Raw genomic sequence first — 21,336 nt, forward strand, 5'->3', positions numbered from 1 at the left:
ATTACGCTTTAACGCTAACGCTTTTGATCACAATGGCTTCTAATGGTACATCTTGATGCATACCATTATTACCAGTGGCAACATTTTTGATTGTTTCAATAATGTCTAAACCTTCAACCACTTCACCAAATACACAGTAACCCCAGCCCTGTGAAGTTTCTGATTTAAAATCAAGGAAAGTATTGTCTTTCACGTTAACAAAAAACTGTGCTGTCGCTGAATGCGGATCAGAAGTACGTGCCATGGCAACAGTGCCTTTTCGGTTAGATAAACCATTGTTGGCTTCATTTTTGATTGATGCTTTAACACTTTTTTGGCTCATATCTTCAGTGAAACCACCACCTTGGATCATAAAGCCGTCAATAACACGGTGAAAAATAGTACCTTCAAAAAAACCATCTTCAACATACTGCATAAAGTTAGCCGCGGTAATTGGCGCTTTTTCTTCATTTAGCTGTAAAGTAATATCGCCCATATTGGTATGTAAAGTAATCATGTTGTCTCACTTGAAAATAATAATTTGCGCGATTCTAACTTATCTTAACTGCCGCATAAAGTGCAGTGTTCAAAACAGGTGACATCATGCTAAACTCAGCATTAACATTTCCCGTTATAAATTAGTGTAAAAGAGAACAATCGATGTTAAAGATTTACAATAGTATTAGCCGTGATAAACAAGAATTTAAACCAATAAATCCAGGTAAAATCGGAATGTACGTCTGTGGCGTGACCATTTACGATTTATGTCATATTGGTCACGGGCGTACCTTTGTTTCGTTTGACATGATAGTGCGTTATTTACGTTATATCGGTTATGAGGTGAATTTTCAGCGTAACATTACCGATGTTGATGACAAAATTATCAAACGGGCCGCTGAAAACAACGAATCTTGTGAGTCGCTCACTGAGCGTTTGATCGCCGAAATGCACCAAGACTTTGATGCCTTGAACATGAAACGTCCAGATTTTGAGCCTCGAGCAACGTTACATATTGAAGAAATTATCGATATGGTTCAGCGTTTACTCGATCGCGACCATGCCTATGTAGCCAGTAATGGCGATGTATTATTCAGTGTTGCCTCATTCCCAGAGTATGGACAGTTGTCAGGTCAAAACCTAGACCAGCTTCAAGCCGGTGCTCGCGTTGAGATAGATAATGCTAAACGCAATCCTATGGACTTTGTGTTATGGAAAATGTCTAAACCGGGTGAACCAACCTGGGAATCACCTTGGGGTCCTGGTCGTCCAGGTTGGCACATTGAATGTTCTGCCATGAACAGTAAGCATTTAGGCTTACATTTTGATATTCATGGTGGCGGCTCTGATTTACAGTTTCCACATCATGAAAATGAAATTGCACAGTCTTGCTGTGCTCACGATACTCCGTATGTGAATTACTGGATGCACACCGGAATGGTGATGGTTGACCGTGAAAAAATGTCTAAATCATTAGACAACTTTTTTACCATTCGAGATGTGCTTAAGCATTATGATGCTGAAACGGTACGTTACTTCTTATTATCCGGTCATTATCGTAGTCAGTTAAATTATTCTGAAGACAATTTAAAGCAAGCTCGTGCAGCACTAGAGCGTTTATATACAGCACTTAAAGGTTTAGACTTAACTGTTGATGCTGCGCCTGCTGAACCGTTTGTAGCCAAGTTTAAGTCGGCAATGGATGACGACTTTAACACTCCTGAAGCCTATTCCGTGTTATTTGAGATGGTACGTGAAATCAATCGTCTTAAAACAACCGATATGGCAGCAGCATCGGCATTAGGTGTCAGCTTGAAGCAATTAGCAGATGTGCTTGGCCTTATCAGCCAAACGCCAGAAGCTTTCTTTAAGGGGGAGGGCAGTGACGATGAAGTGGCAGAAATTGAAGCGCTTATCGTTGAGCGTACCCGCGCCCGTACTGAAAAAGATTGGCCTGCTGCGGATGTTGCTCGCGATCGCTTGAATGAGTTAGGCGTTGAGTTAGAAGATGGTGGCCCTAGCGGCACCACATGGCGTAAAAAGTAGTTTATTTAGCGCATAAAAACAAAAGCCTGCAATAGCAGGCTTTTTTGTTATTAATCAGCATAATTTACTTATCTGAGATTTACTTATCTGAGATTTAGTTAACTATGATATTGCTCGCATGCGTATAGGGTGTTCTCTAATAAACTTGCAATCGTCATTGGGCCAACTCCACCAGGAACCGGCGTAATAAATGCAGCCTTTTCAGCGGCAACATTAAATTCAACATCACCCACTAAACTGCCGTTCTCCAAACGATTGATACCAACATCAATAACAATCGCGCCTGGCTTGATCCAGTCACCAGGAATAAACCCAGGTTTGCCAACGGCAACGACTAATAAATCTGCTTGACGCACTTTTTGTTCTAAGTTTTTGGTAAAACGATGACAGGTTGTCGTTGTGCAACCTGCTAATAATAATTCTAGTGTCATTGGTCGGCCAACAATGTTTGATGCACCAACCACAGTTGCATCCAGGCCATAGGTATCTATACCGGTTGATTTGATTAACGTCATAATGCCCATCGGCGTGCAAGAACGAAGCACTGGGATACGTTGAGCTAAACGGCCGACATTATAGGGATGAAATCCATCAACATCTTTATCTGGGCGAATACGTTCAATGACTTTGGAGTCATCAATATGGGCGGGCAAAGGCAGCTGCACTAGAATCCCATCAATGCTTGGATTGGCATTACATTCATCGATTAACGCTAAAAGCTCTGCTTCAGTTGTATTGGTGTCAAGGTCAAAAGATTGAGATTCAAAACCGACTTCCTCACAAGCTTTGCGTTTACTGCCAACATAGACTTGAGATGCGGCATCACTGCCCACTAAAATAACTGCAAGTCCTGGTGCGCGAAATCCAGCTTGTCTACGTTGTGTTACTTTTTGTTTTAGTGTGGTGCGAATAGATTGTGCAATGGCTTTACCGTCAATAATTTGAGCAGTCATGGCTATAGAGTTTCCTTTGAGTGACACAGGTGTTGAAGTCAATGGTCGATCGGCCGTTATTCTAGCAGGCGTATTGAAGAGTGTCATTTGCTAGACGTGGAAAATACAGTGAATAAACTATTCGCGCTATGATGCTAATCACGATATTTGCTGCTAAATTCGTCATATAGTAATAAGGGTTAAAAAAATCGTTGACGATAGCTAGGTGACTCGTTAATATGCGCTCCGTTCTCGAGACAACATCGTTATTGTTTATAGATAATTTCTGCCTCGAAAACAAAGCAATATTTTCGGTGATTAGCGCAGCCCGGTAGCGCATCTCGTTTGGGACGAGAGGGTCAGAGGTTCGAATCCTCTATCACCGACCAAATTAATGTTATTTGCTCTTGCAGTGAGTAACGGAACAAGTAAACTTGTTCAGCCAGACAGGATGCAGTATCTAACTGTAACCATGCGCCCGTAGCTCAGTTGGATAGAGCACCCGCCTTCTAAGCGGGTGGTCGCAGGTTCGAATCCTGCCGGGTGTACCATTTCAATGGTGATTGTAGCTCAGTTGGTAGAGTCCCGGATTGTGATTCCGGTTGTCGTGGGTTCGAGCCCCATCAGTCACCCCATTTTCTGATTAAATCAAACTATCGTGTATAACCCTTTTAACGGGTACAGATAAGTTTGATTTGATCACGATAATTATTTTGCTCCTAGTCCTTTCGAGCGTAAGTCAAAAACTCATTTCGCACATTAAACGTGCAAACACGTCAAAATTGAACATAAGTCGGCGTTTTTATCATGTAAATCGACCTTTTCAGGCTCGACTCTGTTAAAAACGGTAGCTATAATGTCGCGTCTTGATAAATATCAAAAATAAGCTACCTGTACCAACAGCGTCTTCAGCATCAATAATATCGCTGTGCTGGGTTTCAGAGCTAAATCCATGGTCAAGAAACGAATATCTAATGGTTGAGTTGTCGACCATTACAAAGAACGTCAGACATATTTCGAGGTAAAACAATGCAAGTTTCTGTTGAAACAACTCAAGGCCTAGAGCGTCGCCTAACTATTTCTGTACCTGCTGAGCAAATCGAGAAATTGGTTAAAGACAATGTATTGCGCGAAGCTAAGCGTGCGCGTCTTCCTGGTTTCCGCCCAGGTAAAGTGCCTATCGGCGAAATCAACAAGCGTTATGGCAAAGCCATTCGTCAAGACATCACTGGTGAAGTGATGCAACGCAACTTTATTGAAGCAATCGTAGCTGAAAAGTTAAATCCTGCAGGTGCACCAGTATTTACTCCTGGTTCAACTGAAGGTGATTCTTTTGAATTCGTTGCAACATTTGAAATCTACCCAGAAGTTGTTCTAACGGGTTTAGATAGCATTGCAGTTGAACAGCCTAAAGCTGAAGTTAATGATGCTGACGTTGATGTTATGATTGAAACATTACGTAAGCAACATGCCACTTTTGCCGCTGTTGAACGTGCAGCAGTTGCTGACGATAAAGTTAAAATGAACTTTATCGGTTCTATTGACGGCGAAGAATTCGAAGGCGGAAAAGCTGATGATTTCGAACTTCAATTAGGCAGCAACCGTATGATCCCTGGTTTTGAAACCGGTATCGTAGGCCATAAAGCAGGTGATGAATTCGAAATCGAAGTGACTTTCCCTGAAGATTACCACGCTGAAAACTTGAAAGGTAAAGCGGCTAAGTTCGTTATTACTTTAACTGAAGTTCAAGCGGCTAATCTGCCAGAAGTGAATGATGAATTTGCTTCATTGTTTGGTATTGCTGAAGGTGGCTTAGATGCACTTAAAGCTGAAATCCGTAAAAACATGACTCGTGAACTAGAGCAAGCGTTAAAAGCGAATGTGAAAGAACAGGTTATTACTGGTTTACTTGCAGCAAACGACATCGCTATTCCTAAAGCGCTTATTGAGGGTGAAGTGAATGTACTTCGTCAACAAGCTATGCAGCGTTTTGGTGGTCAAACTGAAAATATGCCTGAACTTCCGGCTGAACTTTTCACTGAACAAGCTGAACGTCGTGTTAAAATCGGTTTGCTATTAGGCGAAGTGATCAAGACAAACGAACTAAAAGCAGAAGATGATCGTGTTAATACATTGATCGAATCTATGGCTTCAGCGTATGAAGATCCATCTGAAGTTGTTTCATACTACAACTCAAACAAAGAACTCATGCAAAACATGCGCAACGTAGCGCTTGAAGAGCAAGCGGTGGAAGCATTGTTAAAATCATCAAAAGTAACCGTTAAAGACGTCGCTTTTGAAGAATTTATGAACAAGGCTACCGGACGAGCGTAAGCTAAGCTTGACTTAACAAGCCGTTCGCCATTTATAATGGCTCGTATGAGGTTCCTCTCATGCGGGCCATTTTTATTTTAGGGAAATGAATAATGCATAAAGCACCAGAATCAGTACTCAATGCTCTTGTACCTATGGTTGTTGAACAAACAGCTAAAGGTGAACGTTCTTATGATATCTACTCTCGTCTATTAAAAGAGCGAGTCATCTTTTTAGTTGGTCAAGTTGAAGAACACATGGCTAACCTTATTGTTGCTCAATTATTATTCCTTGAGTCAGAAAGCCCAGATAAAGATATTTATTTGTACATTAACTCTCCTGGTGGCTCTGTCACAGCAGGTATGGCTATTTATGACACTATGCAGTTCATTAAGCCTAATGTGAGTACCGTATGTATGGGCCAAGCCGCGAGTATGGGCGCATTCTTGTTAGCCGGTGGCGCTAAAGGTAAACGTCATTGTTTACCGAACTCTCGAGTGATGATCCATCAGCCATTAGGCGGTTTCCAAGGTCAAGCATCCGACATCGCCATTCATGCTCAAGAAATTCTTGGTATTAAGAATAAATTAAACCAAATGTTAGCGGACCATACTGGTCAACCGTTAGAGGTTGTTGAACGTGATACCGACCGTGATAACTTCATGAGTGCTACTCAAGCTGTTGAATATGGTATTGTCGATTCATTACTCACGAGTCGCGGCTAAAACTGGTAGCTGATTTTCTAGATACTTTCAGGTATTCTGTATTGAAAGGCGTTCAGTCATCAATGTGGTTATGATAAGTATCTACAAGCAGAGCTTAGGTTCAACCTAAGTTGTAAACAGAGGTAGAATAATGGGCGATAACAAAAATAACGGTGACAGCGGCAAACTGCTGTACTGCTCTTTTTGCGGAAAAAGTCAGCATGAAGTCAGAAAACTCATTGCTGGTCCATCAGTTTATGTATGTGACGAATGTGTTGATTTATGTAATGACATTATCCGTGAAGAAATCAAAGAGATTTCACCCAAACGTGATGAAGACAAATTGCCGACACCGCATGAATTACGCAAACATCTTGATGACTACGTAATCGGTCAGGATCAGGCTAAGAAAGTGTTAGCCGTAGCGGTATACAATCATTATAAGCGTTTACGTAATGGCGCTATTAAAGATGGCGTTGAACTAGGTAAAAGTAACATTTTACTATTAGGTCCAACCGGTAGCGGTAAAACTTTATTGGCTGAAACGTTAGCTCGCTCACTTAATGTCCCTTTTGCTATGGCAGATGCAACCACATTAACCGAAGCTGGTTATGTGGGTGAAGATGTTGAAAACATCATTCAGAAGCTACTGCAAAAATGTGATTACGACGTTGAGAAAGCGGAACGCGGTATCGTCTATATTGATGAAATTGACAAAATCAGTCGTAAATCTGACAATCCTTCAATTACTCGTGATGTATCGGGTGAAGGTGTTCAGCAAGCGTTGCTTAAGTTAATTGAAGGCACCGTTGCTTCTGTTCCTCCACAGGGCGGACGTAAGCATCCACAACAAGAATTCTTGCAAGTGGATACGTCTAAAATTCTGTTTATCTGTGGTGGTGCGTTTGCTGGACTTGAAAAAGTCATTGAGCAACGTGCACACACCGGAACCGGAATTGGCTTTGGTGCCGAAGTAAAAGGCGAAGCGGATAAAGCGACTATTTCACAAATCCTTAGCCAAGTAGAGCCTGGTGATTTAGTGAAATTTGGTTTAATTCCTGAGTTTATTGGTCGTTTACCTGTTGTTGCTACGCTAACTGAGTTAGATGAAGCTGCATTAGTACAGATTCTGTCTGAGCCAAAGAATGCATTAACTAAACAATATAGTGCATTATTTGAGATGGAAAATGTCGAACTTGAATTCCGTGACGATGCATTACAAGCCATCGCTCAAAAAGCAATGTCACGTAAAACCGGTGCACGTGGGTTACGTTCTATTGTTGAAAGCATCTTGCTCGATACAATGTATGATATTCCGTCGACACAAGGCGTGATTAAAGCCGTTGTTGATGAATCAGTAGTGAAAGGCGAGTCAGCCCCTATTTTGATTTATGAAAACACTGAGACACAGGCTGCTTCAGGCGAGCAATAATTGCACTGATAGTCAGGAAGTTGAAAAATAAGGAGTCCATTGGGCTCCTTTTTTCGTATTAGCCATTGAAACTGATAACATCACCCCAATATACTCAGTAATAAGTCAATTTCATTAAACGGAATCGAGCCATGACTAAAGAGCGTGAAGCGCATATCGAACTCCCCGTGTTACCACTTAGAGACGTGGTAGTTTACCCGCATATGGTAATTCCGCTATTCGTGGGACGGGAAAAATCTATTCGTTGCCTAGAATCGGCAATGGAACAAGACAAGCAAATTTTATTAGTCGCTCAGCGAGATGCAGATCTTGATGAGCCTACCAAAGACGATATTTTCGATATTGGTACTGTTGCCTCTATTTTACAGTTGCTTAAATTACCAGATGGCACGGTAAAAGTATTAGTTGAAGGTGGCCAGCGTGCCAAAATCAAGCAATACACCCAAGAAGAAGAATTCTTTGCCGCAACAGCTGAATACCTCGAGTCTGAAGAATTAAGTGATAAAGAAGAAGAGGTGTTAGTTCGCAGTGCTATCGGTCAATTTGAAGGCTACATCAAGTTAAATAAAAAAATCCCACCTGAAGTATTAACTTCATTGTCGGGGATTGATGAAGCCGCTCGTTTAGCAGATACCATGGCTGCACATATGCCATTGAAGCTTGAAGACAAACAATCTGTCCTTGAGATGATCAATGTCGGTGAGCGTCTGGAATATTTAATGGCGATGATGGAATCGGAAATTGACTTGCTTCATGTCGAAAAACGAATCCGTACTCGTGTTAAAAAACAGATGGAAAAAAGTCAACGCGAATACTATTTGAATGAGCAAATGAAAGCCATTCAAAAAGAGTTAGGCGATATTGACGAAAGCCACGACGAATTTGAAGTATTGGCGCGTAAGATTGAAGAAGCTGGCATGCCAGTTGAAGCCAAAGAAAAAGCCACTGCTGAGTTAAACAAACTCAAAATGATGTCACCTATGTCAGCTGAAGCCACAGTTGTGCGCAGCTATGTTGACTGGATGACTGCGGTACCTTGGAAGCAGCGCTCAAAAATAAAGCGTGACTTAGCCAAGGCGCAAGAAGTACTCGATACCGATCACCATGGGCTTGAAAAAGTCAAAGAACGTATTCTTGAGTATTTAGCGGTTCAAAGCCGAGTTAAGCAGCTTAAAGGGCCTATTTTGTGTTTAGTCGGACCTCCAGGTGTGGGTAAAACCTCATTGGGCCAGTCGATTGCCAAAGCAACCGGCCGTAAGTATGTTCGTGTTGCTTTAGGCGGCGTACGTGATGAAGCGGAAATTCGTGGTCATCGTCGTACCTACATTGGTTCTATGCCAGGTAAAGTCATTCAAAAGATGGCTAAAGTAGGGGTTAAAAACCCATTATTCTTGCTCGATGAAATCGATAAGATGAGTTCTGATATGCGTGGCGACCCATCGTCAGCGTTATTAGAAGTGCTCGATCCTGAACAGAATGCGACCTTTAACGATCACTATCTTGAAGTTGATTATGACTTATCAGATGTGATGTTCGTTGCTACGTCAAACTCAATGGATATTCCTGGCCCTTTACTTGACCGTATGGAAGTTATCCGTTTATCGGGTTACACCGAAGATGAAAAACTCAATATTGCTAAGAAGCATTTACTGACTAAGCAAATTGAGCGTAACGGCCTTAAAGAAAAAGAAATCAAGGTTGATGACAGCGCTATTTTAGGCATTATTCGCTATTACACTCGTGAAGCGGGTGTGCGTTCATTAGAACGTGAATTGTCGAAGATTTGTCGCAAAGTGGTTAAGCATATCTTGCTTGATAAAACGGTCAAAATGGTTGAAGTTAACCAGGAAAATTTAAAGTCATTCCTTGGTGTGCAACGTTTTGACTTCGGTAAAGCTGAATCGAATAACCAAATCGGTCAAGTAACCGGTCTTGCATGGACTCAAGTTGGTGGCGATTTATTAACAATCGAAGCCACCTCAGTAGCAGGTAAAGGTAAATTAACCTATACCGGTTCGCTGGGTGATGTGATGAAAGAGTCGATTCAAGCGGCAATGACCGTAGTACGTGCTCGTGCTGAAAATCTTGGCATTAACAATGATTTTTATGAAAAACGAGATATTCATGTGCATGTACCAGAAGGTGCGACGCCAAAAGATGGTCCATCTGCGGGTGCGGCAATGTGTACAGCGTTAGTGTCTAGTTTAACCGGTAACCCTGTACGTAGTGATGTAGCTATGACAGGTGAAATTACTCTACGTGGCGAAGTATTGCCTATTGGTGGTTTAAAAGAAAAGCTATTAGCAGCCCATCGCGGTGGAATTAAGCATGTATTAATTCCTCAAGAAAATGAACGCGATCTGGAAGAAATTCCTGCAAATGTGATTGCTGATTTAATCATTCATCCAGTGCGTTGGATAGATGAAGTGTTGAAATTGGCGCTTGAGCGACCAGTTGAAGGCTTTGAAGTGGTTAAAAAATAGCTTGTTAGTTAAAAAATTGCTGTAGAGCATGAAAAAAATGAAAAAAGGGGCTTAACAAAACGCTGACCTGTGGTAGCCTAGGTTTGTGGATAGTCAGACGCACCAAGCCCTTGGGGCATCTGGCGTTGAGCAGTATCCAATTTCATTTTTTGGTTTTCGTACTAAGTTTGGTGTGTTATCAAGCTTATAAAATAAAGCCTCCGCAGACCGCTCTAAACATAGATTTGGTTGCGGCGCGACAATAACATTCAAGGGGATGACATGAACAAATCTGAACTAATCGAGAAAATCGCATCTGGTGCTGATATTTCTAAAGCTGCTGCTGGCCGCGCACTAGATTCTTTTATCGCTGCGGTAACGGAAGGTCTTAAAGATGGCGATAAGATTTCTCTAGTTGGTTTTGGTACATTTGAAGTACGTCAACGTGCTGAACGTACTGGCCGTAACCCACAAACGGGTAAAGAAATTAAAATTGCTGCTGCGAACATTCCAGCGTTCAAAGCTGGCAAAGCGCTAAAAGACGCTGTTAACTAAATAGTTAATAACGTGGCCTTTGTAAGGCATTCGTAATACAAGCACTGCTTAGGCGGTGCTTTTTACGAAAAGCAATATTGTTATGCAAAGCATAATACATATTGGGAGTATTGGGTCATACCCGTGGTAGCGTCTGATAACTCCATATAATTTACAATAAGGCGCATCCACAAGGTGATGCGCCTTTTTATTTTATTAATCGCAACAAGCGAGAATTCAGATGTTAGAAAAAATTCGTGAAGGATCACAGGGGATTGTTGCTAAAACAATTCTAGTACTTGTGATACTTTCTTTTGCTTTTGCCGGTGTGAGCAGTTATTTAGGCTCAAACACGGGTGTACCTGCTGCAGTTGTTAATGGTGACGAAATTGGCGCCAACGAACTTGAACAGGCTTTTCAAAATGAACGCTCGCGTATTGAGCAACAGCTAGGCGAAATGTTTACTGCATTAGCGGCTGACGACTCCTACATGAACGGAATTAAGCAAGGTGTATTGGATCGTTTAATTGCCGATAAGCTCATTGATCAAGCTGCCAACAAGTTGGGCTTACGTGTATCAGATGAGCAAATCAAGAAAGCGATTATCGAAGAGCCTGCATTTCAAACCGACGGTCAATTTGATAACGAACGCTACCTAGCAGTATTGCGTCAACTAGGTTATCAAACCACAAGCTTTAGAAACATGATGCGTGTAGATATGACCCGTCGTCAGTTATTAAATGCGCTTGTTGGTAGTGAGTTTGTGCTGGACGGTGAAGCTAAACAGCTTGCAGAAGTTCAAGGCCAAACCCGTGATATTCGCTACTTAGTCGTCGACTCAACACCGTTTTTATCAACTGTTTCTGTCGCTGATGAAGAAGCTCAAACTTATTACGATGCTAATGTTTCGCAATACATGAGCCCTGAAAAAGTCAGCCTTGAGTATGTTGAATTGAATGTTGCCGACATGGCTAAAAACAGCGAAACCTCTGATGAAGAAGTGAAAACTTATTACCAAGAGAATCAAAAGCAATATCAAACGGCTGAAAAACGTCTTGCTGCGCATATTTTTGTCGCCGCAACTGACGATGACAGCGCAGATAAAGCCAAAGCTGATGCTATTGAAGCCAAGTTAACCGCGGGTGAAGATTTTGCTGAGTTAGCAAAAACTGATTCTGACGATCAGCTTAGTGCTCAACAGGGCGGTAAGTTAGATTGGTTTGAACAAGGCGTAATGGACCCTGCATTTGATGAAGCACTTTTTGGATTACAAAAAGATCAAGTCTCGTCAATTGTGAAAAGTGAATTTGGTTACCACATTATTAAGCTGCTTGATTTACAAGCTAGCCAAGCAACCGCTTTTGAAAACGTTAAAGCGAAAATTGTTGCTCAGCTACAAGAAAAGAAAGCCTTAGATGTGTTTTATAGCTTACAAACTAAGTTGGCTGATACCAGTTACGAAATTCCTGATACTTTAGCTGAAACTGCGCAAGCGGTTAATGCAAAAGTACAATCAACGCAGTTATTCTCGCGTGATGACGTACCGGCTAAATTTAACAATCCTGAATTTATCAAAGCCGCATTTTCTGACCAAGTGTTAGCAAGTGGTTTAAACAGCGATGTGATTGAACTTGCGCCAAACCATGTAGTGGTTATTCGCATGAAAAAACATCAGACAGCTGGCGTTATGGGATTTGCTGAAGTAAAAGCTGGTATTGTTGAACGTTTACAGCAAGATAAAGCGAATGACGGTGCTCGTGACAAAGCTGCGGAATATATGGCACAGTTAAAAGCGGGTAATAACACGCTAACAGGTGCTTCATTGACGACATTAGCTAAACTAGGTCGCTTTAATCAGGATATTGATCAAGCTATCACCAATAAAGCCTTCAAAATTGCCGCTCCTGCTGAAAATAGTGTCACAATTGATACTGCAGCGTTAGCGACAGGTTATGCGGTTATTGTGGTTGATAAAGTCAATAAAGCAGAAGGCATTAATGACAACCTCATCAATACGCTTAAACAACGTATTGCGCCTCAATACAGCGAAGCTGATTATCGAGCAGTGGTTGCCTCACTAAAAGCTGATGCTGAAATTGAGTATCCAGTTGCCGACTAGTTAAGTCGTCGCAACAGATGAAATACAAAAAGACCTAGGCTCACGTCTAGGTCTTTTTGTTTATAAGGTGCTTAAGGCATGAAAACTATCTCAAATATACAACCTAGTGAATTGTTTGGGTTATCAAATTACAGTGATGACTTATTCGAATCGATCAAGGGCGTTGCTTTACAGTTCAAACATATTACTTTTGAACGCTGTCATTTTACCCAATGTGATTTTAGTCAAACTGATTTCTATCATTGCCATTTTATTGAGTGTGTTTTTAGTCAATGTAATTTAAGCGTAATGTCAGTTGTTGCTACAGAGTTTGATGATGTGACTTTTAGCGACAGTAAAGCCATAGGTATTGATTGGACTAAAGCTCAGTGGCCACAGTTTATGGCTCAAACCACAATTAAGTTTGAACGATGTTTGCTCGATGGCAGTAATTTTTATGCGCTGCATTTACCCGAGTTTTCACTTGTTGATTGCCGCGCTCATGATGTCGACTTTAGAGAAGCTAATTTAAACAAAGCAGATTTGCGTATGACCGATTTTAATTTAAGCCAATTTAGTCATACAAATTTAACGAAGGCGAATTTTACCGATGCGTTGAATTACCAAATTGATATTACTGCTAATAACGTTAAGCAAGCCAAATTCAGTCGGTTCGAAGCCTTAAGTTTACTAGAAGGTTTAGATATTCAATTAGTCGACTAGTGTACATTGCCACATTGTTAGCACAAAATTGTGTTTTATTGCATGTGTTTAAATAACCCGTTAATTTATATTAGTTATGATAAATAATTGGCTGTAATAATTTAATCCATAAGGAGAGGGCATGAGCCACAGACTTGATCAGGCATTTGAACGTGCATTAGCCTATTTAGATCAACACTTAAATGAGCCTTTTGATCGACAAGTGTTGGCCGATATTGCCCACATCCCGTTATGTCATTTCGACCCATTATTTACTGCGCTGTACCATATGTCTATTGACGCTTATGTTGAATTGCTCAAAAGCCTAGAAGCTGCCCATTTATTAGGTTTTGGCAAGCAAGTTTCTCTGGCCACAATAGCGGCTAAATTAGCGTATCGTAACGAACAGCACTTTATCGAATCGTTTACTCGCAGTATAGGTCAAAGCCCTGAATCGTTTCAGCAAGCACCTGATTGGGGCAATTTTTTTGCGAAGCAACAACCGCTTAAATCATTTCGAGTAGATGCTAATCAGCAAGATAAGCAATCTTACTCTGTTGATATTGTATCGTTTGATGCGCAGGCATTAGCGGTGATGGAACATCATGGTGATCCGGCTTTATTACCTCAAACCATTGCGAGATTTATTGAATGGCGTCGACAGTTTGGCTTATTTCCTACAAGTTGCAGAACCTTTAACCTGCTTTACTCAACCCCTGAGTTATCTGTTAAAATGCAATATCGAATTGATCTTGGTGTATCGTTAAATGCCGAGACACAAGCTATAGTGTCTGAGTCGAGTCAGATTAAGCTCAAATCAATCCCTCAGGGACGATGTGCGATGATTAAATACAGTGGTGATGACAATGGTCTAACAGCGGCAATAGATTACCTGTATCGCGATTGGGTTAATGCAAATGATATTACACTACGAAATTACCCGGTATATTTAGAACGACTCGATATTGGCAGAACTGCCTCCGTTGAACAACAATCCGGATCACCACTCGATGCGCAACAGGTATTAATTTGTTTACCGATTGTTTAATGACAAACTGAAAAGTTAGGATGTGGACAGTAATCGGTTATTTTTTATCGTGATAAGACGCTACTGCGGTATTCATCTAGATGAAACGTAAGTGCTTTAAACCCTTATATATTGAGTGTTATGGCCTTATGTGTTTCATCATTTCAGCACAAATCCATACCATATAATTTGCCCAAGCATATCCAAAAACTGAAAACATCACTGCAACTGGGGCTAAGTGACGATTAAAAGCCATAGCGACAACCGGCGAAGATGCAGCGCCACCAATACAGCATTGGCTGCTTATCGCCATGTAAGCCACTGGCGCTTTCATCAGCACACCAGCAATAATCACCAATAGTGCATGTATTGTTAACCAAACAAACCCTATTGCAAAGTATATAGGGAAATCATTAATCATGGTTAAGTCCATTTTTAACCCCATGGTAGCAATAAGGAAATACAATAATACCGTAGATATTTTAGAAGCACCCAGTTGTTCCAAATGTCTTATTTTTGTATATGACAAACCAATGCTGGTGCTGGTGACTATTATCACTATCCAAAAAAAATGCGAGGTACAACTCCATTTCCCTGACTCTGGATAATGCAGGCTGAAAAAAGGGACTAACTCGTCAGCCCCCCAATGGGCTAAGCCTGTCACACCAAAAGCAACAGCAAAAATAAAGATATAACCTTTAAGACTGGGTAATGATGTTGGTTTTGTATTACGTAAATGGATCCCATCGACCAATAAACGGATACCATTTACATCAGCGCCTATTTTGTTATCTATTTTTTCAGCATGGGGAGCACACATGAGCAAAAATGCCATCCAAAGTGCTGAGAACACTACATTAACCGATATCATTATGGCGAACACATCATCTTCAACATTGTAGATTTCTTTCATGGCAAATTGGTTTGCAGTCCCGCCAACCCAATTACCTGCTAATGTTGCCATTGCTCGCCAAGTCGAGCCATTACCATCCCAGTTAAGCTGCTCGGGCGAAATGATTGAAAAGAGATATAAAGCCAGTGGTGCACCTAAAATAATCCCCAAAGTACCGATGAAGAATAAAATGATGATCTTAGGGCCGAGTAATAACATTGATTTAATATCAACACTGATAATCAATAATGTTAAACAAGCTGGCATAATATAACGAGAGGCAATGACATTGAGCTGGCTATTTGCCATATCGATAATATGAAAAGTGTTAAATATAGAGGGCACTACATAGCACATCACCATAACAGGTACAAAGTGATATAGGATTTTCCATGGTCTACTTGGTAATTCACTCGTATAGAAAATTAACCCTAAGGTAAGAGCTAATAATCCTAAAATAACAGGATCTTGATCAATCAACTGGTTATTCTCATGTGCTGCCTAATGTCATAAATCAATATTGCTGAAGATCTAAAATGCTTGAAGAACTAAACGAGTTAATCGTTTTCATTTAGCAGTGTAGCCGGCCGGCTAAATTCTAAAAACTCACGCGCGAGCGAACTGAGTGGATTATCGTTTCGGTATATTGCCCAGTAACGACGTGAATAATCCCAGTCTGTTAGTAATAATTCGACTAACTCTCCTCGTGCCACTTCCTCTTCTACCGCTAACAAAGGCAATACACTAATGCCTATTCCAGTACCAACGGCTCTTTTAATTGCGCCCATAGTGTTCATGGATAACTCTTGCTTAATATTTACATGTGCACTTTTTAGTAATTGAGTATTGCGGATTCTCGATACCGAAATCGTTTCATCCATTACCCAAAGTTGTTCAGATAACAACTCGGGAGTAATCATTTCTGTTACTAGTGGGTTGTCTTTGCCAGTAATAATACACAATCGGTCTTGTAACCAAGGTTCATGTAATAGATTCTTATGTCCAGGTTTTGCATCGACAAAGCCGAGATCAAGTTCTTTTTCAGCCACCATTTTCTCAATGCTGAGGCTGTTGTTAATAAATAGTTTGATATCAACAGAAGGGTGTTGTTGTTTAAATAATGGAATTTTGCGAGATAAAACATAGTTGCCCGCTGTTTTACTGCAACCCACTTTTATACTGCCTCTAATGGGGCTACCTTGAGAAAAAACATGTTCTAATTCCATGCCTTTAGACAGCATCTCATTGGCATAAGGTAATATGACAGCGCCATTATCATTAATGGTAAGCCCTGTGCTACTTCTTTCAAAAAGGCGACTGCCAAGCGAATCTTCTAAATCACGTAGGGCCATGCTCACCGCTGGCACTGACATATGTAGTTCTATCGCTGCTTTTGAAATTTGGCCGCAGGTATGAATCGCTTTAAAAATAGATAATTGTTTTAAGGTTATTCGCATAAGTAGATCAACGATGGCTGTTTTATAGAGTATATCGTGCCAAAAGGAAGCCAGCACAAAAGGGTAAGTCTAAATGTTAAAAACGTTAACAAGCGCAACTTTTATCTATATGTTTAACCAGACAAAAGCCAAGTTAGTGTATTGATAACAGCTAACTTGGCTTGGCAGTTGTTGCTTTATACTGTTTGTATAAAGTATTTTTAGAAGTTAAATCTTATGCCGACAGTTGCAATATTATCGTCTTCAAGATCGATAACGACACCTGAGTTAGCGATTTGATATTCGCCGTCATACATAGCGTAATGTGCTTGAAGCATGGTTGATTTTGATAACTGGTAATCAGCACCGAAAACAAGTGAGGTAATGTCAACGTCAGTGGCTTGATTGTAATCACCAGATGATGCTACCGCTGAATTGTATTTGAGGAACTTACCAAAGCCTGCTTCATCCTTACCGTATTCAACTTTTAAGTTTACGCCATTTAAATCATAGTTAACGGCGACAAAATAAGAATTTCCTTCTTTATCATCATAACTTTGGCTTTCAGAATGTTGATAAAGACCACCCACTTCAAATTTGCCCATTTTGATTTGGCCAACACCACGATAGGCATCAACACCACCAATTGTGTTGTATGCGCCTGCTATATAATAACGAGTGTTTTTCAATTTCTTATCACCGGCAACAACAGACAACGCATATTGTGTTTCATCATTACCTTCATAGTTGTCATCCATTAGGTAAGTACCATTAACAGTAAATAAACCGGCAATGGTGGGTGAATAATATGTAATACCGTCTGCTTTTCTGTCTTGACCGGCAATCATACGGTTATAAGCAGCGTTGGTAAGATCAAACGCTTCAACATCCCCTTTAGATGATTTCATGACGGTATCGTTACGACCAACTAACAGAGTACCAGCATCAGACGATACCCCTAAATAGGTACTTCTTGCGCTAAAAAGTTCATCGTCACCTTCGTTTGTTGCCCCATTTACCTGTACTTCCATTTGATAAACTAGTTGAAAATCATCATTGATTTTCTCGCTCCCTTTAACGCCAATTCGACTAAAGTTGTTCTCAAGTACCGTGCCTTCTTTTTTATTTTGGGTGGTGAAACCGTGCTCTGAATTAGTTAATGTGATATCTAAACGGCCATAAGCAGTGGGTGAATCAGCTAATGCATTGAGTGATGTTACCGATAATGCAGAAAGTAATACTATGGAAACTAAGTTTTTATTTGTGTTCATGATCATCTCTTCTCATTAATTATTATTACCTAAATTAGTTGCTTTCTGTATTGGGGTGAAAGCATAAATTAATGTTAATGATTAACTGACAGACGAATATTAACGTGGGTCACAGCACTCAAGTTTTTAGAGCGTTTTAAGAAAGTCTGAATAGGGTTTCACTATAACTTAACCAAAAGACAAGTTTGATATATGTCTAAGTTTTACTATCTCTTTATGAGTAACCTTTCGCTTAACAAAAGTAAGTCAATATTCAAATAAGAAAGGAATGAACAAATGAAACTAAAATATCTGGTATCAGCGATGGCATTAGTGTTGCTCTCTTCTGGTACTGCAATGGCTAAAACTCCTGACATGGGTTCATTCCATGCTGACATGGGTAGTTGCCAGTCTTGTCACACCGATCCTATTAAAGTGAGTGATAGTGAAACTCATGAAAATGCTCAGTGTAAATCATGTCACGGAGATTACGCTGAACTGGCTAATGACAAATTGCAATTTGATCCACATGCTTCACATTTAGGTGATATTAACTGTACTAGTTGCCATAAAGGCCATGAAGCACCTCAATTTTACTGTAATGAATGTCATTCATTTGATATCAAGCCAATGCCATTTTCTGATGCCAAGAAGAAAAAACCTTGGGACAACGGATGGAATCAAGAAAAAATCCAAAAAGCGATTGCTGCTGGTCCACGCGAAACAACACAAGTATTAGTTGTGGGTGCGGGTAGCGCAGGTTTCAATGCTTCTTTATCTGCTAAAAAAGCGGGTGCCAATGTTATTTTGGTAGAAAAAGCGCCATTCAGTGGTGGTAATTCTATGATTTCAGCTGGTGGTATTAATGCTGTTGGGACTCCTCAACAAGCCGCTCATGGTGTTGATGATAAAGTTGAATGGTTTATCGAAGATACGATGAAAGGCGGGCGTCAGAAAAATGATATTAAATTAGTGACAATTCTTGCTGAAGAGTCAGCTAGTGCCGTTAAATGGTTAGAAGACTTAGGCGCGAACTTAGAAGACTTAAAACGCTCCGGTGGTGCTCGTGTTGACCGAACCCACCGTCCACATGGTGGTAAAAGCTCTGGTCCAGAAATTATTGATACTTTACGCCAAGCGGCTAAAGATCAGGGCATTGATACTCGCCTAAACTCTCGGGTTGTGAAACTTGTTATCAATGATGAACGCAATGTTGTCGGTGCGGTTGTTCATGGTAAACATACTGGCTATTACATGATTGGTGCTAAATCAGTTGTGTTAGCAACAGGTGGTTACGGCATGAATAAAGAAATGATTGCTTATTACCGTCCAACAATGAAAGACATGACCAGCTCAAACAACATTACAGCCACTGGTGATGGTGTGTTGATGGCAAAAGATATTGGCGCTAGCATGACAGATATCGATTGGGTTCAAGCTCACCCAACCATAGGTAAAGACAGTCGTATTCTGATTTCAGAAACGGTACGTGGTGTGGGCGCTGTGATGGTGAACAAAGATGGTAACCGTTTTGTTAGCGAGTTAACAACTCGTGATAAAGCATCTGATGCCATCTTAAAACAACCAGGTAAGTTTGCTTGGATTATTTTTGATAACCAGTTATACAAAAAAGCCAAAATGGTACGCGGCTACGACCATTTAGAAATGCTTTATAAAGGCGATACTATTGAACAGTTAGCTAAGAGCACAGGTATGAAAGTCGCTGATTTAGCGAAAACAGTATCTGACTACAATGGTTATGTCAAAACAGGTGAAGACACTGCGTTTGGTCGTAAGGATATGCCATTAAATATGACACAAAGCCCTTATTACGCTGTAAAAGTAGCTCCAGGTATACATCACACTATGGGCGGAGTTGCTATTGACACTGATGCTTCAGTGCTTGATCTTCAAAGTAAGCCAATTGTTGGTTTGTTTGCTGCAGGTGAAGTTACTGGTGGTGTACATGGGTTTAACCGTTTAGGTGGTAATGCGATAGCTGATACTGTGGTATTTGGTCGAATTGCAGGAGATAACGCCGCCAAACATGCTCTAGAGACAAAATAGTTTAACTACATCTTTTTATCCCTTGCGTTACTTTTGGGTTAAGCCATATGGCTTAACCCTTTTTTTACGCCAAATTTGTACCAGTAGTGACAGTGAGTATCGCAATTATAATCACTATAATGGCAATAACATTAGCTATGATAATAACGCAATAAAAAAGCCGTAATGCTGGGCATTACGGCTTTTACTTGTGTAACTTAGCTTATTGTTTTCTAAAGTTTAAGCTCAGGTTCAATTGTTATAATTCAATTACATCAAATGTCACATTAGGATTCACGTCTGCTTCATAATCGATACCATCAATACCAAAACCGAACAGCTTTAAAAACTCTTGTTTGTATTCATCATAGTCAGTGAGTTCGCTTAAATTTTCTGTGGTCACTAACGGCCATAAATCACGACAATGCTGCTGGATTTCTTCGCGAAGTTCCCAGTCATCAAGGCGTAAGCGATTTTCGCCATCAACAGCTGGTGCTTGGCCATCAACACGGTATAGGCGTTCACTGAATAAACGGTATATTTGTTCAATACAGTCTTCATGTAAGCCTTCTTGGCGCATTTTCTTAAATACCATGGCGATGTAAAGTGGCATTACTGGAATTGCTGAGCTCGCTTGAGTCACTACACTTTTTAACACTGCAACGTTAGCTGAGCCACCAGTAGCTGATAATTTGCTATCAAGGGCGTGAGCTGCACGATCTAAATCCATTTTGGCTTTGCCTAAAGCGCCATGCCAATAAATAGGCCAAGTCAATTCGGTACCAATGTAACTATAAGCAACCGTTTTGCAATTGTCAGCTAATACGCCAGCGTCGCTTAGCGCACTCATCCATAATTCCCAATCTTGGCCGCCCATTACAGTGACGGTATCAGCAATTTCTTGCTCAGTCGCAGGCTCTACCGAAGTGTCGATAATGGTGTTTTTATTGGTATCAACAGCCGTGGCAGTATACGTTTGGCCAATTGGCTTAAGTGATGAACGGATAACTTCACCGGTGTCAGGCATTTTACGTACTGGAGAAGCCAGTGAGTAAACCACCATGTCGATTTGACCTAAATCTTGCTTGATAAGCTCAATCACCTGTTGCTTTGCTTGATGGCTGAATGCATCACAGTTAATGCTTTTTGAATACAAGCCTTCTGCTTTAGCAAACTTATCAAATGCCGCGGTGTTGTACCAACCCGCTGTACCGGGTTTGGTTTCAGAGCTTGGTTTTTCGAAAAACACACCAATAGTGGCAGCGTCGCTACCAAATGCTGAGGTGATACGAGATGAAAGGCCATAGCCACTTGAAGAACCGACCACTAATACTTTTTTAGGCCCATTAGCAATTTTGCCTTTGGCCTTAATGAGTTGGATTTGTTCTTTAACGTTGGCTTCACAACCTACTGGATGAGTAGTGGTACAAATAAAGCCCCGAATTTTAGGTTTAATAATCATATTTAAGCTTCTTCCTTTAACATT

At 40.7% G+C, this 21,336-nt stretch carries 16 protein-coding genes and 3 tRNA genes; 13 read left to right on the forward strand and 6 right to left on the reverse strand.

Annotated elements, in window-relative coordinates:
- Position 1 precedes the first annotated feature (1 nt).
- The gene (locus tag H5125_RS05425) at positions 2 to 496 is read right to left on the reverse strand and encodes a peptidylprolyl isomerase (RefSeq protein WP_011638050.1); all 495 of its coding nucleotides are present in this window, start codon (positions 494 to 496) and stop codon (positions 2 to 4) included.
- Between the two features lie 143 nt (positions 497 to 639).
- Here H5125_RS05425 and cysS point away from each other — a divergent pair, with 143 nt between their 5' ends.
- Positions 640 to 2,022, forward strand: coding sequence for a cysteine--tRNA ligase (cysS, locus tag H5125_RS05430; RefSeq protein WP_182743731.1), 1,383 nt, complete (start codon positions 640 to 642; stop codon positions 2,020 to 2,022).
- 98 nt (positions 2,023 to 2,120) lie between these two features.
- On the opposite strand, the gene folD is transcribed toward cysS, so the two are convergent.
- Entirely contained in the window at positions 2,121 to 2,975 is an 855-nt protein-coding gene (folD, locus tag H5125_RS05435) for a bifunctional methylenetetrahydrofolate dehydrogenase/methenyltetrahydrofolate cyclohydrolase FolD (RefSeq protein ID WP_162022723.1), read from the reverse strand.
- 291 nt (positions 2,976 to 3,266) lie between these two features.
- On the opposite strand from folD, the gene H5125_RS05440 reads away from it, so the two are divergent.
- The 11 genes from H5125_RS05440 to H5125_RS05490 all read left to right on the forward strand — a co-directional run bounded on the left by H5125_RS05440 (position 3,267) and on the right by H5125_RS05490 (position 14,247).
- A tRNA-Pro gene (locus tag H5125_RS05440) sits at positions 3,267 to 3,343 on the forward strand.
- Positions 3,344 to 3,428: 85 nt separating this feature from the next.
- Positions 3,429 to 3,505: transfer RNA gene (locus tag H5125_RS05445), tRNA-Arg, on the forward strand.
- 8 nt (positions 3,506 to 3,513) lie between these two features.
- Positions 3,514 to 3,589: transfer RNA gene (locus H5125_RS05450), tRNA-His, on the forward strand.
- Positions 3,590 to 3,983: 394 nt separating this feature from the next.
- On the forward strand, positions 3,984 to 5,288 hold the full coding sequence (gene tig, locus H5125_RS05455) for a trigger factor (protein WP_162022724.1): 1,305 nt from the start codon (positions 3,984 to 3,986) through the stop codon (positions 5,286 to 5,288).
- A 92-nt stretch (positions 5,289 to 5,380) separates the two neighbouring features.
- Positions 5,381 to 5,992 (forward strand): ATP-dependent Clp endopeptidase proteolytic subunit ClpP, encoded by a 612-nt coding sequence (gene clpP / locus H5125_RS05460; protein ID WP_101087838.1) that lies wholly within the window; start codon positions 5,381 to 5,383, stop codon positions 5,990 to 5,992.
- A gap of 130 nt (positions 5,993 to 6,122) precedes the next feature.
- On the forward strand, positions 6,123 to 7,403 hold the full coding sequence (gene clpX, locus H5125_RS05465; protein ID WP_101087840.1) for an ATP-dependent protease ATP-binding subunit ClpX: 1,281 nt from the start codon (positions 6,123 to 6,125) through the stop codon (positions 7,401 to 7,403).
- Positions 7,404 to 7,534: 131 nt separating this feature from the next.
- Positions 7,535 to 9,886, forward strand: a complete 2,352-nt coding sequence (gene lon / locus H5125_RS05470; RefSeq protein ID WP_101087842.1) for an endopeptidase La — start codon at positions 7,535 to 7,537, stop codon at positions 9,884 to 9,886.
- Between the two features lie 261 nt (positions 9,887 to 10,147).
- On the forward strand, positions 10,148 to 10,420 hold the full coding sequence (hupB, locus tag H5125_RS05475; protein ID WP_059745462.1) for a nucleoid-associated protein HU-beta: 273 nt from the start codon (positions 10,148 to 10,150) through the stop codon (positions 10,418 to 10,420).
- A 220-nt stretch (positions 10,421 to 10,640) separates the two neighbouring features.
- Positions 10,641 to 12,518, forward strand: coding sequence for a SurA N-terminal domain-containing protein (locus H5125_RS05480; RefSeq protein WP_101087844.1), 1,878 nt, complete (start codon positions 10,641 to 10,643; stop codon positions 12,516 to 12,518).
- A 78-nt stretch (positions 12,519 to 12,596) separates the two neighbouring features.
- Positions 12,597 to 13,220 carry a pentapeptide repeat-containing protein gene (locus H5125_RS05485; protein WP_182743732.1) on the forward strand — a complete coding sequence of 208 codons (624 nt, stop codon included), beginning with the start codon at positions 12,597 to 12,599 and terminating at the stop codon, positions 13,218 to 13,220.
- Between the two features lie 121 nt (positions 13,221 to 13,341).
- The gene (locus H5125_RS05490) at positions 13,342 to 14,247 is read left to right on the forward strand and encodes a GyrI-like domain-containing protein (RefSeq protein ID WP_182743733.1); all 906 of its coding nucleotides are present in this window, start codon (positions 13,342 to 13,344) and stop codon (positions 14,245 to 14,247) included.
- Positions 14,248 to 14,365: 118 nt separating this feature from the next.
- On the opposite strand, the gene H5125_RS05495 is transcribed toward H5125_RS05490, so the two are convergent.
- The 3 genes from H5125_RS05495 to H5125_RS05505 form a co-directional block, all read right to left on the reverse strand.
- Positions 14,366 to 15,598: a DUF819 domain-containing protein gene (locus tag H5125_RS05495; RefSeq protein ID WP_101087850.1), complete on the reverse strand. Its 1,233-nt coding sequence runs from the start codon at positions 15,596 to 15,598 to the stop codon at positions 14,366 to 14,368.
- A gap of 77 nt (positions 15,599 to 15,675) precedes the next feature.
- On the reverse strand, positions 15,676 to 16,575 hold the full coding sequence (locus H5125_RS05500; RefSeq protein ID WP_101087852.1) for a LysR family transcriptional regulator: 900 nt from the start codon (positions 16,573 to 16,575) through the stop codon (positions 15,676 to 15,678).
- 200 nt (positions 16,576 to 16,775) lie between these two features.
- Positions 16,776 to 17,831 (reverse strand): porin, encoded by a 1,056-nt coding sequence (locus tag H5125_RS05505; protein ID WP_101087854.1) that lies wholly within the window; start codon positions 17,829 to 17,831, stop codon positions 16,776 to 16,778.
- A 270-nt stretch (positions 17,832 to 18,101) separates the two neighbouring features.
- Here H5125_RS05505 and H5125_RS05510 point away from each other — a divergent pair, with 270 nt between their 5' ends.
- Positions 18,102 to 19,871 carry a flavocytochrome c gene (locus H5125_RS05510; RefSeq protein WP_101087857.1) on the forward strand — a complete coding sequence of 590 codons (1,770 nt, stop codon included), beginning with the start codon at positions 18,102 to 18,104 and terminating at the stop codon, positions 19,869 to 19,871.
- A 238-nt stretch (positions 19,872 to 20,109) separates the two neighbouring features.
- On the opposite strand, the gene fabV is transcribed toward H5125_RS05510, so the two are convergent.
- On the reverse strand, positions 20,110 to 21,312 hold the full coding sequence (fabV, locus tag H5125_RS05515; RefSeq protein ID WP_182743734.1) for an enoyl-ACP reductase FabV: 1,203 nt from the start codon (positions 21,310 to 21,312) through the stop codon (positions 20,110 to 20,112).
- Between the last annotated feature and the right edge of the window lie 24 nt (positions 21,313 to 21,336).

The organism is Shewanella sp. SR44-4 (genome assembly GCF_014163715.1).
In the GTDB taxonomy this organism is placed as follows: domain Bacteria; phylum Pseudomonadota; class Gammaproteobacteria; order Enterobacterales; family Shewanellaceae; genus Shewanella.